The organism is Rhizobium ruizarguesonis, assembly GCF_012349115.1.
Lineage (GTDB): Bacteria > Pseudomonadota > Alphaproteobacteria > Rhizobiales > Rhizobiaceae > Rhizobium > Rhizobium ruizarguesonis.
On sequence record NZ_PQIG01000077.1, the window covers coordinates 84462 to 99139 of the forward strand.

Consider the following 14678-nt stretch of genomic DNA (forward strand, 5'->3'; position numbering starts at 1 on the left):
CCATTACCTTTGTTTCCCTCGTCCCCGGTTCCGGGAGAACCCGATTCCGGTCACGTGTGTCGTTTTACCCGCTTTTGACATACAAGCAAGGCAGGTCGTTAATTTCTGTTTACTTCATTTGCAAGCGTGACCCATTCGCCACTACAGCCTTGAAACATCGTAAATAAATAGTAATTAGCCTCGCCCTGCGCGTTTACCCTATCCACGACCCGATGTCATTCCAAGTCGTGAAAACCATCAACGTCAGGATCATCGCCAGGCCGATGCGAAATGCAATTTCCTGGGCTGTGGAACCCAGCGGCTTCCCCCTCACCGCTTCCACCGCATAGAACATCAAGTGGCCGCCATCAAGTACCGGAACCGGCATCAGGTTAAGCAATCCTATCGAAACAGAAAGCACCGCCGCAAGCTGCAACACTGCGCCTATCCCAAGCGACGCCATCTGGCCCGAGGCTTGCGCGACGCGGATCGGCCCACCCAATTGATCGGCGCGCATCGTTCCGCTGAAGATGTTACCGATATATTTGAAGGTGCCGGTGACGATATCCCGGGTCTGGAGCACAGACTCACGCAGCGCCTGGAGCGGCGTATAAGTCTGCAGGCGGAAATTGCCGGCCTGCTGGTTGGTGACGATGCCGATCTGGCCGACCTCAGCCTTGTTACCGAACTGGTCAGTCGTGTCGGTGCGTTGCGGCACCATCGGCACGTCGAGCTTCTGGCCGGCGCGCTCGATCGTCACGACGATCTGCTGGCTCGGCCGGATGCTGACATAGCGGCGCACGTCGTCGAAGGTCTCGACCTTGCCGCCATCGATGGCGACCAATAGATCGCCTGGAAGGATGCCGGCGGCAGCAGCAGCGCCATCAGGCTTGACCTCGGCAACGACAGGATCGGCGATCATGCGGCCGTAGACCGAGAAAAGAATGGTGAAGATGGCGATCGCCAGCAGAAAATTGGCAATCGGGCCAGCCGCGACGGTTGCAGCGCGTTTCCACAGCTTGGCGCCGGCAAAGGAGCGCGCCCTGTCCTCTTCGGACATGGCGGCGATCTTGTCGGTGTCGGGCTTGCTCGAAGCATCCTCGTCGCCGAAGAACCGGACGTAGCCGCCAAGCGGGATCACCGAGATCTTCCAGCGGGTTCCGTGGCGGTCGGTGAAGCCGAATATCTCCGGACCGAAACCGACGGAAAAGGCAAGGATGCGAATGCCGCTCCAACGCCCGACGAGGTAATGGCCCATCTCATGCACGAAGACGAGCAGTGACAGCACGAGGATGAAGGTAACGATATTCCCCATCAAAAATGCGTATATGCCGCTCAGCGTTTCCATGAGTGCCTTCCGTCAGACTGCCTCGTTGTCAGAGTCCGAACAATGCCGCGCCAAGCGACGTCATTCCGGTCCCCTTTATCAGGGAAAAAAGCCATGCAAGCAAGAACGCCGAAAAACAGGCAAAAATCAGTCCGTCGACACGGTCCATGACGCCGCCATGGCCCGGAATGAGACGGCTGGAATCCTTGACGCCGAATTTCCGCTTGATGAACGATTCGAAAAGATCGCCGGACTGGCTGCTAACCGACAGAACAAGCGCCACGAAGGCGGCGATGATTTCAGCGCCCGGAAGGAGAAAATGGACGAGAACGACGCCGGCTGCGACCGCCGAAACGGCGCCGCCGATTGCACCAGACCAGGTCTTTCCAGGCGAGATCGAAGGGGCAAGCTTCGGTCCGCCGAGCGCCCTGCCGACGAAATAGGCAAGGATATCGGTTGCCCAGACGACCGCAAAGACGAAGAGCATGGCGTAAAGGCCGGGCCGGTCATCGCTTCTGATCGCGGCAAGCGCCAGGCCGGTAGCGCCGGCATAAAACAGGCCAGCCGGAAACCAGCGGCTCGTGCCCTGCAAGATGATGAGGGCGATGCCGACGGCGGTGACGCCGGCCAGCATGCCGGCGGCGAATTCGAAATTGCCGACAAGCACGAGGAAGGCGATCGCCGCCTCGCCGATCCAGCCGACGGCATTGGCAACCCAATCGCGGGCGATACCGGTGATCTTCGACCATTCATAGTAGATCAGCAAGCCAATGACGACCGCCAGGATGCGGAAGGCAAGGCCGCCATACCAGGTGGCGGCGAGAACGATGGCCGCAAGAATCAGTCCTGAAACAATGCGGAGCTTCAATTCCCTCTGCATCAGGTGCCGACCGCGGCTGCCTGCGACGAGAGGCCGCCGAAGCGCCGGTCGCGAGAGGCGAATGTCTCGAGCGCCGAACGGAAGATCTCGGGGGTGAAATCCGGCCAGTATTCCGGAAGGAAGATGAATTCCGAATAGGCGGCCTGCCAGAGGAGGAAGTTGGAAAGCCGCTCCTCGCCGCTGGTGCGGATGATGAGATCCGGATCGGGGATACCTGCCGTGTCGAGACGGGCGTTGATCAGCGCCGGGGTGATGTCCTGCGCCCTCAGGCGGCCAGCCTCGACATCCCTGGCGAGGCTCACCGCGGCGCGGGCGATCTCGTCACGAGAGCCATAGTTGAAGGCGATGACCAGCGTCAGCGCCGTGTTGTCCTTGGTCGTTTCCTCGGCTTCGAGCAGCAGGCCGAGAATGTCGCTGCGCAGGCTGTGGCGGTCGCCGATCACCTTGATCCGCACGTTCTGGCGATGGAGCTCGGCGAGGTCACGGCGGATGAAAGCCTTGAGCAGACCGAGCAGATCAGAGACCTCGGCTTCGGGCCGACGCCAGTTCTCCGAGGAGAAGGCAAAGAGGGTCAGATATTTTATGCCGACGGCGCCGGCGGCGCGTACTGTCTCGCGTACCGCCTCCACACCCTTGCGATGGCCCATCGTGCGCGGCAGACCACGCTGCTTGGCCCAACGGCCATTGCCGTCCATGATGATGGCAACATGCTCTGGCACAGTCACAAATACAGATTCCGACATTTCCCGTCCGGTCTTTCCAGGCAAAGGCACAGATCCACTAGACCTGCATGATTTCCTTTTCCTTCTCGCCAAGCAAGCGGTCGACTTCGGAAATCGTCTCGTCCGTCATCTTCTGTACACGTTCCGACTGCGCCCGGCTCTCGTCCTGGCCGATGACGCCGTCCTTTTCGGCCTTCTTGAGGCCGTCCATGCCATCGCGGCGGACATGGCGAATCGCCACCTTGCTCTTTTCTGCATAGTCGTGCGCTACCTTGACGAGCGACTTGCGGCGCTCCTCGTTCAGTTCCGGCAGCGGAATGCGCAGGTTCTGGCCGTCGATGATCGGGTTGAGGCCGAGATTGGATTCGCGGATGCCGCGCTCGACGGCGCTGACCATCGACTTGTCCCAGACGGAAACCGACAGCATGCGCGGCTCAGGCACGGTGATGTTGGCGACCTGGTTCAGCGGCATGCGCGAACCATAGGCCTCGACCGTGACCGGGTCGAGGATGTTGGCCGAAGCACGGCCGGTGCGCAGCGATGCGATGTCGCCCTTGAATGCGGAAATCGCGCCATCCATGCGGCGCTTCAGTTCCTTGATGTCGATACCTTCACTCATGTCGATGCTCCCGTCTGGCGAGGGCTGCGCCGAAACCGCGGCGCAGCTTATATCAGTTGTCGGAGACGATGGTCTTGAGGCCACCGCCCGTCAAGATTTCAGCAAAACCGCCTTTCTCGTGGATCGAGAAGACGATGATCGGAATGGAATTTTCTCTGGCGAGCGCCACGGCGGCAACGTCCATCACCGCCAGCCCCCTGTCCAGCACTTCCTGGTGCGTCAGCCGGTCGAGGCGGGTCGCATCGGGATATTTCTTTGGGTCGGCGGTGTAGATGCCGTCGACCTGCGTGCCCTTGAAGATCGCTTCCGCACCCATTTCGGCGGCGCGCAGTGCCGCAGCGGAATCGGTGGTGAAGAAGGGATTGCCGGTGCCGCCGGCAAAAATCACCACGCGTCCCATCGACAGATGGTAAAGGGTCGCGCGCTGCGAGAAACTTTCACAGATCTCCGGCATGGAGATGGCCGAAAGCACCACCGTATCGATGTTCAGCTTGCGCAGCGAGGTCGCCAGCGCCAGCGCGTTGATGATAGTGCCGAGCATGCCCATATGGTCGCCGGTGACCCGGTCGCCGCCCTTGGACGCTACCGCCACACCGCGGAAGATATTGCCGCCACCGACGACGACGCCGACTTCCACGCCCATATGCCTTGCCTCGGCGATATCGGATGCAATGCGGTCCGCCACCGTCACATCGATCCCGAAACCCTGGCCACCCATGAGCGCTTCGCCGGAAGCCTTGAGTAGAACACGTTTATAGACAGGCTCTAAAGACATCTTGGCTCCTCGTAAATTGCCGTGAATGCCCGATACACGAAGGGCACCGCGTTGTCACGCGATGCCCTTCGTGTTTTCCCAATTATGGCTGGAAGATCAACCCTTGACGGCAGCAGCGACTTCGGCTGCGAAGTCGGTTTCTTCCTTCTCGACGCCTTCGCCGAGCAGCAGACGGGCCATGCCGGCAACTTCGATCGGCGCGCCGACGGCCTTTTCAGCTTCCTTGATGGCGGCTGCGACGGTCAGATCCGGATTGATGACGAAAGCCTGCGAGAGAAGGGCGACTTCCTCGAAGAACTTGCGCATGCGGCCTTCGACCATCTTCTCGATGATGTTGTCAGGCTTGCCGGAAGCGCGCGACTGCTCGATGAAGACGTTGCGCTCGCGCTCGGCGACGGCGGCATCGACTTCTTCCGGGCGGATCGCCAGCGGCGCGGTCGCGGCGATGTGCATGGCGACCTGACGGCCGATGGCGTTCAGGGCTTCCTTGTCGCCGGTCGACTTCAGCGCGACGAGAACGCCGAGCTTGCCGAGGCCGTCGGAAACAGCATTGTGGATATAGGTGGCGACGACGCCGTCCTCGACCGAGAGAGCGGTCGAACGACGCAGGTTCATGTTCTCGCCGATCGTTGCGATCGCATCCTTGATCGTGTCGGAAACCGACTTGCCGGATGCCGGGTAGTTCGCAGCGGCAACGGCCTCGACGGTGCCGTCGGTCGAGACAGCGACCTTGGCGATGCCGCGGACGAGTTCCTGGAAGGCATCGTTACGGGCAACGAAGTCGGTTTCGGAATTGACTTCGACGACGACGGCCTTGGTGCCCTGGCTCGAAACGCCGATGAGGCCTTCGGCGGCGGTGCGGCCGGACTTCTTGTCGGCCTTGGCGATACCCTTGGCGCGCAGCCAGTCGATCGCCGCTTCCATGTCGCCACCGGTTTCAGCAAGAGCCTTCTTGCAGTCCATCATGCCTGCGCCGGTCTTTTCGCGCAGTTCCTTCACCATTGCAGCCGTAATCTCGCTCATTAGCTTCCTCTTGTCGGTTCATACGGTGGAGCGCAAAGCGCGGCTCGGCACCGGATTGAGGCACGAAATGTACCTGTATGTATGACAGCGTGATGAAGACGCGTCATAACGAAACTTCTCGGGCGGAGAGCCTGACGCCCTCCCCTTGAAACAGGCAAGGCCGCCGAACTTCGATGAGTCGCGAGCGGCCTTTCCCAGTCTCTGCAAGCCCAGTCTCTGCAAGCATTGGCGGATCTTTCGATCCGCCCGCTTTCATCAGCCTTCGGCTGCTTCCTCGAGAGCCGGCTCGACCGGAACTTCGAAGGATGCGCCGAGATCGCGGCCGGAAGAGCCCTGCTGACGCGCGATGCCGTCGATGGCGGCGCGGGAAATCAGCTCGCAATAAAGGGCGATTGCGCGCGATGCGTCGTCGTTACCCGGGATCGGATAGTCGATCAGGTCCGGATCGCAGTTCGAATCGATGATGGCGACAACCGGGATGCCGAGGCGCTTGGCTTCGTCGATCGCGATCTTTTCCTTGTTGGTGTCGATGATGAACATCAGATCGGGCGTGCCGCCCATATCGCGGATACCGCCGAGAGCCTTGTCGAGCTTTTCACGCTCGCGCTCAAGGTTCAGGCGTTCCTTCTTGGTGAAGCCCTGGGCTTCGCCGTTCAGGATCTCGTCGAGCTTGCGCAGGCGCTGGATCGAGTTGGAGATCGTCTTCCAGTTCGTCATCATGCCGCCGAGCCAGCGCGAGTTGACGTAGTACTGGGCCGAGCGCTTGGCGCTGTCGGCAATGATCTCAGACGCCTGGCGCTTGGTGCCGACGAAGAGAACACGGCCGCCGCGGGCAACGGTGTCGCTGACGACCTGAAGGGCGCGCGACAGCATCGGAACGGTCTGGGCCAGGTCGATGATGTGGATGTTATTACGATCGCCGAAGATGTACGGCTTCATCTTCGGGTTCCAGCGATGGGTCTGGTGGCCGAAGTGGACGCCTGCCTCAAGCAGCTGGCGCATAGAAAAATCAGGCAATGCCATGCCTTGTTACTCCTTTTCCGGTTGAACCTCCGCAAGGCGAACAGCATCCTCTTCGAGAATGCCACCGGGCGGAACAGCCCGGATTTCTCCCGGACGATCCCATGCCTTACGTGTGGAATGCCGGTGCCCATACATTCGATTTGGCACAAAAGCAAGGCTTATGCGGAAAAAACCTGGCCGCTTAGCTTACCAGTGTCGGCAGCAGCGACAGCAAGACGCCTGCATCCGGCATCGGCAGGATGGCATCGACCTCGGCCGGCAGCAGAGAGCCGATCGCGCTGTCGGCATTGCCGGTGGCAGTCCCCAGCGGACCACGGAAGCCGTGTCTCGTCCAGGCAAGTTCCTGGAGCTTCGGGCTCACCAGTGCTTCGATCAGCCGGTTGGCGTTCTCGTCGACGACGATCAGCGGATGTGCTGAATAAACGGTCGGGCGCGGATAGAGCACCACGGGCTTTGCGCCGGCGCTCGCCTTGATCCGCTCCCATCGCGCGGGATCGGCGAGGATCCATTCGACCAGCTGGTTTTCATAGCCGACGATCATCGGCTCGCCGCCGAGGCCGCCTGCCAGATACTGATCGAAAAGCTTGCCTGAGGATGGCGACTTGAAGCCCATGTTGCGGAAGATCGCCTGCACTTTGCCGCCAAACGTAGCAAGGTCACCTGATGTCGCGACATTGCCGCTGAAAAGGCTGAGCACCAGGCCTGCGAACATGAAGCCGGAATTGGAGCGGTTCGGATCGGTCGAGACGATGCGGGCGCGGCCATAGAGCGAATTGACGCCGAGCTTCGACCAGTCGGATCCGGCAAGAATCGCATCAAGCAACGCCTTGAGGTCGAGCTGATGATGACCTTCGTTCGTCACCGTCACCAATCCCGCTTTCATCAGTCCGTCGACAACGGGCTGCCAGGAATAGACCACGATCGGTGTGTTCAGCACGACGCGGTCGTTGCGGATATTGATGCCGTTTTGCCTGGCGATATCGACCATGATCGAGGAGGACGGCCAGAGGAATTGCGGACGCTGCGACAGCAGCGCCTGTTCGCGGACCATCTCGACGGAGCCGGCGACGCGGCTGTCCACCGTCAACCCGTATCCGCCGAGCGCCCTGATGACGTCAGGATCGGCCAGGAAGGCCTCCTTTTCGCCGCCGACGAAGCCGAACAGCGTCGTGCGGCTGCCGAGCAGGCCCTGCAATTCCGGCCGATCCCGGACGGCGAAATAACCGCCGGTGCCCGCGACGCCGGCTCCGAGCAGTCCCACTCCAAAGGCGCGACGAGAAAGGGCCATCAGCGTCCGATATCCTCTTTGAGCGATGCCTGGATGAGGCGCAGATCAGTGTCGAGCGTGCCGAGTTCCTCATCAACCAGGCTGTCGGCATAATGGACGAAGGCCTCTTCGAGCTTCACCAGCACGCCGCGCACTTCCTCCAGCTGCTTGGGGTCGGGAACTCGCTTGGCCTCGATGACGGCAAAACCTTCCGCCACCTCGGCAGAACGCGGCAGATAATAGGAGAGGAACCGCCGCACGGCATTGGCACTTTCGGGCTTGGCTTCGACCTTGCGAAAGACATCGGCGGCGATTTCAGCGAGATGCCGGACTGCGGCCGCCATCTGTTTGTCGCCGATCACATCCGCGGCAGTCTCCAGGCGTTCGGCAAAGGGAACGGCGGCCACCAGCAGCTCACGGGCAAAGGCGACGCGTCCGCTGCCGATGCTCTTGATATCGAGGCCTTCGAACAGCCGGCGCGGCGCAAGCAGAATGACGAGGCCGGCAAAGACCAGGAGGGCGATGATGGCAGCGATCCAGAACGGCATGCCGGCGGCAAAGCTCAAGAGCGGCACGGTGATTGCCGCCGCCAGTCCCGCTACGATCCAGTTGCCGTCATTGCCGAGCCAGTTGCGCATGCCTGTCCTAATTATAGCCTCGCGCCGTACGAAAGGCGGTGGCGAGATCCGAACCGCCGTCGAACACGCGCGCTGAGGTCAGCTTGGCGAGGCTGTCGAGCTGGGTCTTGTCGGCATCGCCGAATGTGATGCCGAAGATCGGCACATGTGGCTCCATCGCGTTCCATGAACGCATGAAAGCCTGGCTTTGATCATCGGACTTGCCGTCGGTCATGATGACGATGGCAGGCAGATAAGTCGAGAGCCTGTCAGTTCGGGTAATCTGCTGCAGAGCCTGTTCAGCGCAGGCATACATATTCGTGCCGCCATCGGCCTTCTGCCGGGAAATCTCGTTCAGCAGCCCTTCCTGCTCCAGCGGGTTTCCACTGGCCATGAAAGTGTTGCGCACGCTGCCGTCGAAGGGAATGACGATAATCTGGTCGGCGGGCGACCATTGCACCAGCACCTTGCTCGCCTCGTCGGGCGTCAACAGGAAACGCATCGCCTTCTGCAGCTGGTCTTCGCCGTCACCCTGCATCGAGCCGGAAAAATCGAGGCAGAGCGCGGTCAGCGACGGTTTGCGCAGCGCCGCCTGATAAAGGTTGAGCGCCTGGCGGATGACGCCGGCCTCCGGCATGCGGATCGCCGTCACCAGCCGGGCGGGGTCGAAATTCCAGCTTGGGTCCGGTTTTGCGGCAACGCCGGTCAGCGGAATGCGCCGGCCGGTATCGGCGATGCGCTGCTGCACGGGGGCAGAGCTCAGATAGGCGAGCAGATCGTTGAAGAAGGTCTGGACTTCTGGCCCGCGGCCATGATCGACGAAACCGATCGGTGAATCCGCCATGGCCACACCATCGGCCGGATAGATCGCGTAAAGCGGTTCCTGCGACAGGGCGACAAGCTTGTCGTTGGTTTCCTTCAGCACCGCCTCGTAATTCCACATCGCGTCGTAGACCGTGCCCTTGCCGGCGGATTCGACATAGAGATCGGCAAGCCAGCCGGAAGAACCGGAAGAGCGCACGACACCTGACAGCAGCGACCGGACGCTCTCTTGGACGTGTTTGTCGTCGAGATCGCCGGGTTCGATCACCGGTTTGTTACCGAGCGCGCTCGACAGCATGGCAAGATAGGCGCTGGCGCCCGAATTGGATTGCGTCGCCGAGGTCATCAGGAACTTCAGGGATCCGCTCTCGACGGCAGCGAGAATGTCCTTCATGAAGACATCCTTGTCGATCCAGCCGAGCTGCTGCGCTTTCGACCTGCGCACACCCAATACCACCGGCGTCTGGGCGATCGAGGTCAGGTTCTTGACGCGGCGCCTGGTGTCGAACATGTCGACCCAGACGCTGGAGGCCGGCCAGACTGCATCCTGCGCGACGCCCTCGTCGCTCTGCAGCGCCAGGCCGATATCGAGCGTGCCTTCATATTTGAAGGTGCAGGCGGCGTTCTTCTGCTTGCAGAATTCCTCGACGATCGGCTGCAGAACGGTATTCTCCGATCCCGATAGGATCGAAAACTCCGGCCCCTGGCCGAAGGGATTGCAGCCGGACAGGGACAGAAGGGCAAGAAGTGCCAGGCCTGAAAGCAGTGCTCGCATCGTCATCTTGCCGATCACGCCTGGGTCATCGCCTTCTTGAGTTCGATCGTCATCTGCTCCATCTGCTGCTCGGCGAGCGCCCGTTTCCGACGCCCCTCCTCCTGAACCTGCAGCACGCCTGATATGGTATCGATCAGATCCCTGTTCGCCTTGGCGAGCGTGTCGATATCGACGATGCCGCGCTGCGACTGCTGCTCGATGGCGATCGCCTGGTCCTTCATCATCTCGGATGCCTGGCGGATCATGTCGTTGGTGGCGTCGGTCACCGCCTTCTGCAGATCGAGCGCCGATTTCTGCCGCGTCAGGCCGAGCAGGATCACCATCTTCTGCTTCCAGGCCGGCACCGTCAGCGCCGAAGTCGCCTGCAGATTCTCGATCAGCGTTTCGTCGCCCGCCTGAACGATGCGGATCTGCGGCAACTGCTGAATGCCGAGCTGGCGGGCCTGCTGCAGGTAGAAGACCCGCTTTTCCAACCGGTCGAGCGCCTGCAGGCTGTCCTGATAGGTCTGCGCCTCGAGCATGCCGCCGCCGGGGCCGGTCGCCGCCGCCTCGGCTTGCGCCTTCAGCCTCGGCAGATCGACACCGCGGAAACGCTCGGCGAAAGTCTTGCCGGCCTGAACATAGGCCTCGAGCCGCATGATCGATTGCCTGGTTTCCTCATGCAGGTCGTCGAACAGCGCGATGTCGCGCCTCAGCGTATCCTTATGGCGGTCGAGCTCCAGGCCGATCCGGTCGATCTGGCCGGCCACGTCTTCGAACTCCGCCTTGAAGCGTTCGAGCCGGGCCTTGGCCGAGAGAAACATGCGGCTGAGGAAACCCTTATCCTTCAGCGATGCCGGATCGAGGCTTTTCGATTTGAGGATGATGTCGGTCAGCAGGCGGCCGACATCGCCGAGATCCTTGTTGCGGACTTCGCGCAGGATCCTGTCGGCATAATCGCTGACCGCCTGCTGGGCGCGGTCGCCATAGACCGAGATGCCGGCGCGGTCGGTGATATTGATGCTATCGGAAATGCGGGCAATTTCCGCCGGATCGGCGACGACAACCGGCAGGGCGGCATTCTGAACAGTCGCGAGATCGGTATCGGCCATGGCTCGGGCTTTCAAGCTTGCGGTGCGTAATGGTCTACGCAGTCTGACGGAGAGACGTCATCGCAATGGCTTGGCCGCTGGGATCGCACCGACCCGAAAAGCAGGACGACAGACGGCGACTCAGTCATCGCTGATCGCCGAACCATAGTGAATTTTATGATACAGTTTTATGACAGGCGTGCTCTCGCCGCCTATTTGCAAACCTCGGCCTTGCGGTCGAGCAGCTCCAGCTTGGCGAGCTTGCCGGTCAGGACGAAATCGCCGTAATCCATCGTCAGGTCGCGGGTGATGCCGTTCTCATAGAGCTTGAACGACATGCGGTAGACCGGCAAAGCATCGGATTTCGCATTCTCGTTGAAATAGGCGATCGTTACCGGCCAGAAGGCAGTCTTGGAGAAGGCGCCGGCATTACCGGCATCGGTTTCCTCGGCGATCGGGGTCTCCTGCTTGCCGACGATCGTCGTCGTCGCAAGCGACTTGTCGCCGTCATCGGAACCGTCGAAGACACGCGCCTCGAAGAAGCGCTTGCCGTCCTTGGCGTGCTGGATGACGTCGAGCATATGTTCCGTGGGAAAACGGCTTTCTAAAAGCTGGAGCTCGCGGCTCGCCGGCTGCGTCAGATCGACCTTGACACCATCCGGCTGATCCTGAGCCGCACCGTTGACCTCCTTGTCGAGCTGGTCGTCAGTGAAGGACTTGGTGTCGAAGGTGAACTTGCCGTCCTTCAGGTTCTCGAAGGTCTTCGTCTGCTGGTCGCTGACGCGTACGCTGTCGCCGGTGTCGATCTGCGTCACGAAGCGGAAATTGGTGGTGAAGCCCTGGCAATAGCTGCCATCGAACTCATAAACCATGCGACCATACATGGCGGCGATGCCAGAGCGGTCCGAGGCGTCCTTCAATTCCAGATCGTAGACCGCACGATGTGCAACGAGGCCGGTCGCGATCGCAGCGCTTACCGCGGGCGCAGCCGCCCATGCATTGGCGGAAACACTGGCGAGAAGCAGAGCGACAAGACTCGATCGGAACATTCATTAACTCCTGTTGGACTCGGTCGCGATGTTATAAGAACGCTTTCGGCCAAATCGAGGCTCGAAACTGTCATATTAAAGATTCTAGTCTTGATGCATAATTTTAGAAGAATTGACAACAAAAGCGGAGACGAAAATGTCCGATGAAATAGCAGCGCGCCTGATTGAGATGGGGATAACCCTGCCCGAAGCCGCAGCACCTGCTGCAAATTACGTTCCCTATGTCATCAGCGGCAATCTCCTCTACATCTCCGGCCAGCTGCCTCTCGAAGGCGGCAAGGTCGCCGTATCGGGCCATCTCGGCAAGACCGTCGACGTTGCAGCAGGCCAGCGCGGCGCCGAACTCTGCGCCATCAACATCCTTGCCCAGGCGAAGGCGGCACTTGGCGGTGATCTCGGCCGTATCCGGCGCGTCGTCAAGCTGAACGGCTTCGTTGCCTCGGCGCCCGACTTCATTGAGCAGCATCTCGTCATCAACGGCGCTTCGAACCTGATTGCCGGCGTGCTCGGCGAAGCCGGCAAACATGCGCGTGCTGCTGTCGGCATGGCCGCCCTGCCGTTGAACGCCGCCGTCGAGATAGACGCTATCATGGAAATCGCCGAATGACCAATGCTGCCTGGATCAGGGACCTGCCGGTCGCCCATCGCGGCTATCACGATCTCAACACCCATATCTGGGAAAATACGCTTTCGGCATTCTCGCGCGCCGTCGAAGCGGGCTTTGCGATCGAATGCGACCTGCATTACGCCTCCGATGGCGTGCCGGTCATCTTTCACGACGAGGACTTGCAGCGCCTGTGCAATCTCAATGGCGACATCCGCGAGCGCACCTCCAGGGAACTCGGACTGATCGCCGTCGGCGGCACCAGCGACAAGGTGCCGACGCTGCGCCAGCTCCTCGACCTCGTCAAGGGCAAGGTGCCGCTGGTGCTGGAGCTCAAGGGACGCGAGGCCGATGACGAGGGTTTTGCCGAAGCCGTGCTCGAGGTGCTCGAAGGCTATCAGGGCAAGGTGGCGCTAATGAGCTTCGACCACTGGCTGCTGCGCGATCTGAAGACGCTTGGCTCGCCCTACCCTCTCGGGCTGACCGCCAACGGCAACACGCCGGACGCATTCAAGACACATGCGAAGGCGATGGAGATCGGCCTCGATTTCATCTCCTACCATTATGGCGATCTGCCGAACGCCTTTATCACCAGCGAACACGAAAAGGGCATTCCTGTCATCACCTGGACGGTGCGTGACGAAGAGGCGCGCCGGCTTACATTCGCAAACGCAGACCAGATGACCTTCGAAGGCTTCGATCCGCGTGTGGCTGCTTGACGCTCGCTTTTTGGCCAAGATCATGCGCAGACTGAGACAGAGCCGAAACCATCCTCCCACAGGCTTCGCATTTGTCCCATGACTGACGAACTATCCATTCGCGTCGAACGCTCCTTCACCGCGATTTCCCCGGAGAGCTGGTCCAAGCTTTCCGGAGCGTCGAAGACCTGCGCTACGATTGCCTACAACCCTTTCGTTTCACACGCTTTTCTATCGTCGCTTGAGGAATCCGGCTCGGCCGACGCAGAGACGGGATGGCTCGGCCACCATCTGCTGCTCGAGACCGATCGCGGCGAGTTGATCGGTGCCCTGCCCGGCTATCTCAAGAACCACAGCCAGGGCGAATATGTCTTCGACCATGGCTGGGCCGACGCCTTCGAGCGGGCCGGCGGGCGTTATTATCCCAAACTTCAGTGCTCGATCCCGTTCACCCCGGCGACAGGCCCGCGTCTTCTTGTCGCCGAGGGGCTGCAGCGGCTACCGATCCAGAGCGCGATCGCCGAAAGCCTGAAGGAGGTCGTGCGCCGGCTCGGTATCTCCTCGGCCCATATCACCTTCGTGCCGGACGAAGAGATCGGCGTCTTCGAGATGGACGGCTATCTGCACCGCACCGACCAGCAGTTCCATTTCATCAATGACGGCTATGCCAATCACGAGGAATTTCTCGAAACGCTTGCCTCGCGCAAACGCAAGGCATTGCGCAAGGAGCGCCGCGCCGCTCTCGAAAACGGTATCAGCATCGACTGGCTGACCGGCCGCGACCTGACCGAACGCATCTGGGACCAGTTCTTCAAGTTTTACATGGATACTGGCGGGCGCAAGTGGGGCCGGCCCTACCTCACCCGCAAGTTCTACTCGTTGATCGGCGAGCGCATGGCCGACGATATCCTGCTCGTCATGGCCAAGCGCGACGGGCGCTATATCGCCGGCGCGATCAACTTCATCGGCGGCGATACACTCTACGGCCGTCACTGGGGCTGCATCGAGGATCATCCCTTCCTGCATTTCGAGGTCTGCTATCACCAGGCGATCGACTTCGCCCTTTCGAAAGGGCTGAAACGTGTCGAGGCCGGCGCCCAGGGCGAACACAAGCTCGCCCGCGGCTATCTGCCGGTGACGACGCATTCCGCCCACTATGTCGCTCATGCCGGCCTTCGCCGGGCGATCGGCGACTATCTCGCGCGAGAGCGCGCCGATGTCGAACAGATGAGCGAGCTGTTGACCGAACACAGTCCTTTCCGCAAGGGCGAGCGTCTGCAGGAGGATTGACGCCGCCGCACCGGTCGCGCTACCCGATCAACGACGCATATTCCTTAAATCGGAATCGATTTAAGGATAAAATTATGCAGCAATTCAAAGCGCTACAGCGTCCTTTGCGCGTTTGAAAAGACGCGCGGCGCTGTGAAA

General features: G+C 60.8%; 15 protein-coding genes. 3 read left to right on the forward strand and 12 right to left on the reverse strand.

Annotation, left to right across the window (positions count from 1 at the left end; all coding sequences use genetic code 11):
- Positions 1-193: 193 nt before the first annotated feature.
- From rseP to C3Y91_RS16120, 12 genes are all read right to left on the reverse strand, one after another.
- Positions 194-1327 (reverse strand): RIP metalloprotease RseP, encoded by a 1134-nt coding sequence (gene rseP / locus C3Y91_RS16065; protein ID WP_018073463.1) that lies wholly within the window; start codon positions 1325-1327, stop codon positions 194-196.
- 28 nt (positions 1328-1355) lie between these two features.
- On the reverse strand, positions 1356-2186 hold the full coding sequence (locus tag C3Y91_RS16070; RefSeq protein ID WP_018073462.1) for a phosphatidate cytidylyltransferase: 831 nt from the start codon (positions 2184-2186) through the stop codon (positions 1356-1358).
- Complete coding sequence (locus C3Y91_RS16075; protein WP_018484698.1) at positions 2186-2929, reverse strand: isoprenyl transferase; 744 nt, start codon at positions 2927-2929, stop codon at positions 2186-2188. The genes C3Y91_RS16070 and C3Y91_RS16075 overlap by 1 nt, the downstream gene beginning before the upstream one ends.
- A gap of 37 nt (positions 2930-2966) precedes the next feature.
- Positions 2967-3527 carry a ribosome recycling factor gene (gene frr / locus C3Y91_RS16080; RefSeq protein WP_017964143.1) on the reverse strand — a complete coding sequence of 187 codons (561 nt, stop codon included), beginning with the start codon at positions 3525-3527 and terminating at the stop codon, positions 2967-2969.
- A 52-nt stretch (positions 3528-3579) separates the two neighbouring features.
- Entirely contained in the window at positions 3580-4302 is a 723-nt protein-coding gene (gene pyrH, locus C3Y91_RS16085) for a UMP kinase (protein ID WP_003539289.1), read from the reverse strand.
- Between the two features lie 96 nt (positions 4303-4398).
- Positions 4399-5325 (reverse strand): translation elongation factor Ts, encoded by a 927-nt coding sequence (gene tsf / locus C3Y91_RS16090; RefSeq protein ID WP_018073460.1) that lies wholly within the window; start codon positions 5323-5325, stop codon positions 4399-4401.
- Between the two features lie 255 nt (positions 5326-5580).
- Positions 5581-6348, reverse strand: coding sequence for a 30S ribosomal protein S2 (rpsB, locus tag C3Y91_RS16095; RefSeq protein ID WP_018073459.1), 768 nt, complete (start codon positions 6346-6348; stop codon positions 5581-5583).
- A gap of 181 nt (positions 6349-6529) precedes the next feature.
- On the reverse strand, positions 6530-7636 hold the full coding sequence (locus tag C3Y91_RS16100) for a type 2 periplasmic-binding domain-containing protein (protein WP_018073458.1): 1107 nt from the start codon (positions 7634-7636) through the stop codon (positions 6530-6532).
- On the reverse strand, positions 7636-8253 hold the full coding sequence (locus C3Y91_RS16105; RefSeq protein WP_018073457.1) for a 5-bromo-4-chloroindolyl phosphate hydrolysis family protein: 618 nt from the start codon (positions 8251-8253) through the stop codon (positions 7636-7638). Before C3Y91_RS16105 ends, C3Y91_RS16100 begins: the two co-directional genes overlap by 1 nt.
- Before the next feature lie 7 nt (positions 8254-8260).
- Positions 8261-9829 carry a substrate-binding domain-containing protein gene (locus tag C3Y91_RS16110; RefSeq protein WP_168575571.1) on the reverse strand — a complete coding sequence of 523 codons (1569 nt, stop codon included), beginning with the start codon at positions 9827-9829 and terminating at the stop codon, positions 8261-8263.
- Between the two features lie 14 nt (positions 9830-9843).
- Positions 9844-10920 (reverse strand): toxic anion resistance protein, encoded by a 1077-nt coding sequence (locus C3Y91_RS16115; RefSeq protein ID WP_024320703.1) that lies wholly within the window; start codon positions 10918-10920, stop codon positions 9844-9846.
- A 191-nt stretch (positions 10921-11111) separates the two neighbouring features.
- Entirely contained in the window at positions 11112-11948 is an 837-nt protein-coding gene (locus C3Y91_RS16120) for a cell envelope integrity EipB family protein (RefSeq protein ID WP_018073454.1), read from the reverse strand.
- A 136-nt stretch (positions 11949-12084) separates the two neighbouring features.
- On the opposite strand from C3Y91_RS16120, the gene C3Y91_RS16125 reads away from it, so the two are divergent.
- The 3 genes from C3Y91_RS16125 to C3Y91_RS16135 all read left to right on the forward strand — a co-directional run bounded on the left by C3Y91_RS16125 (position 12085) and on the right by C3Y91_RS16135 (position 14540).
- On the forward strand, positions 12085-12555 hold the full coding sequence (locus tag C3Y91_RS16125; protein WP_024320702.1) for a RidA family protein: 471 nt from the start codon (positions 12085-12087) through the stop codon (positions 12553-12555).
- Positions 12552-13271 carry a glycerophosphodiester phosphodiesterase gene (locus C3Y91_RS16130; protein WP_024320701.1) on the forward strand — a complete coding sequence of 240 codons (720 nt, stop codon included), beginning with the start codon at positions 12552-12554 and terminating at the stop codon, positions 13269-13271. The genes C3Y91_RS16125 and C3Y91_RS16130 overlap by 4 nt, the downstream gene beginning before the upstream one ends.
- Positions 13272-13349: 78 nt before the next feature.
- Positions 13350-14540 carry a GNAT family N-acetyltransferase gene (locus C3Y91_RS16135; RefSeq protein WP_024320700.1) on the forward strand — a complete coding sequence of 397 codons (1191 nt, stop codon included), beginning with the start codon at positions 13350-13352 and terminating at the stop codon, positions 14538-14540.
- Positions 14541-14678: the final 138 nt, after the last annotated feature.

Bases quoted from the DNA above. Each gene is read 5' to 3' on its own strand.
- rseP (WP_018073463.1), bottom strand. From the start codon at position 1,327: ATGGAAACGCTGAGCGGCATATACGCATTTTTGATGGGGAATATCGTT.
- C3Y91_RS16070 (WP_018073462.1), bottom strand. From the start codon at position 2,186: ATGCAGAGGGAATTGAAGCTCCGCATTGTTTCAGGACTGATTCTTGCG.
- C3Y91_RS16075 (WP_018484698.1), bottom strand. From the start codon at position 2,929: ATGTCGGAATCTGTATTTGTGACTGTGCCAGAGCATGTTGCCATCATC.
- frr (WP_017964143.1), bottom strand. From the start codon at position 3,527: ATGAGTGAAGGTATCGACATCAAGGAACTGAAGCGCCGCATGGATGGC.
- pyrH (WP_003539289.1), bottom strand. From the start codon at position 4,302: ATGTCTTTAGAGCCTGTCTATAAACGTGTTCTACTCAAGGCTTCCGGC.
- tsf (WP_018073460.1), bottom strand. From the start codon at position 5,325: ATGAGCGAGATTACGGCTGCAATGGTGAAGGAACTGCGCGAAAAGACC.
- rpsB (WP_018073459.1), bottom strand. From the start codon at position 6,348: ATGGCATTGCCTGATTTTTCTATGCGCCAGCTGCTTGAGGCAGGCGTC.
- C3Y91_RS16100 (WP_018073458.1), bottom strand. From the start codon at position 7,636: ATGGCCCTTTCTCGTCGCGCCTTTGGAGTGGGACTGCTCGGAGCCGGC.
- C3Y91_RS16105 (WP_018073457.1), bottom strand. From the start codon at position 8,253: ATGCGCAACTGGCTCGGCAATGACGGCAACTGGATCGTAGCGGGACTG.
- C3Y91_RS16110 (WP_168575571.1), bottom strand. From the start codon at position 9,829: ATGCGAGCACTGCTTTCAGGCCTGGCACTTCTTGCCCTTCTGTCCCTG.
- C3Y91_RS16115 (WP_024320703.1), bottom strand. From the start codon at position 10,920: ATGGCCGATACCGATCTCGCGACTGTTCAGAATGCCGCCCTGCCGGTT.
- C3Y91_RS16120 (WP_018073454.1), bottom strand. From the start codon at position 11,948: ATGTTCCGATCGAGTCTTGTCGCTCTGCTTCTCGCCAGTGTTTCCGCC.
- C3Y91_RS16125 (WP_024320702.1), top strand. From the start codon at position 12,085: ATGTCCGATGAAATAGCAGCGCGCCTGATTGAGATGGGGATAACCCTG.
- C3Y91_RS16130 (WP_024320701.1), top strand. From the start codon at position 12,552: ATGACCAATGCTGCCTGGATCAGGGACCTGCCGGTCGCCCATCGCGGC.
- C3Y91_RS16135 (WP_024320700.1), top strand. From the start codon at position 13,350: ATGACTGACGAACTATCCATTCGCGTCGAACGCTCCTTCACCGCGATT.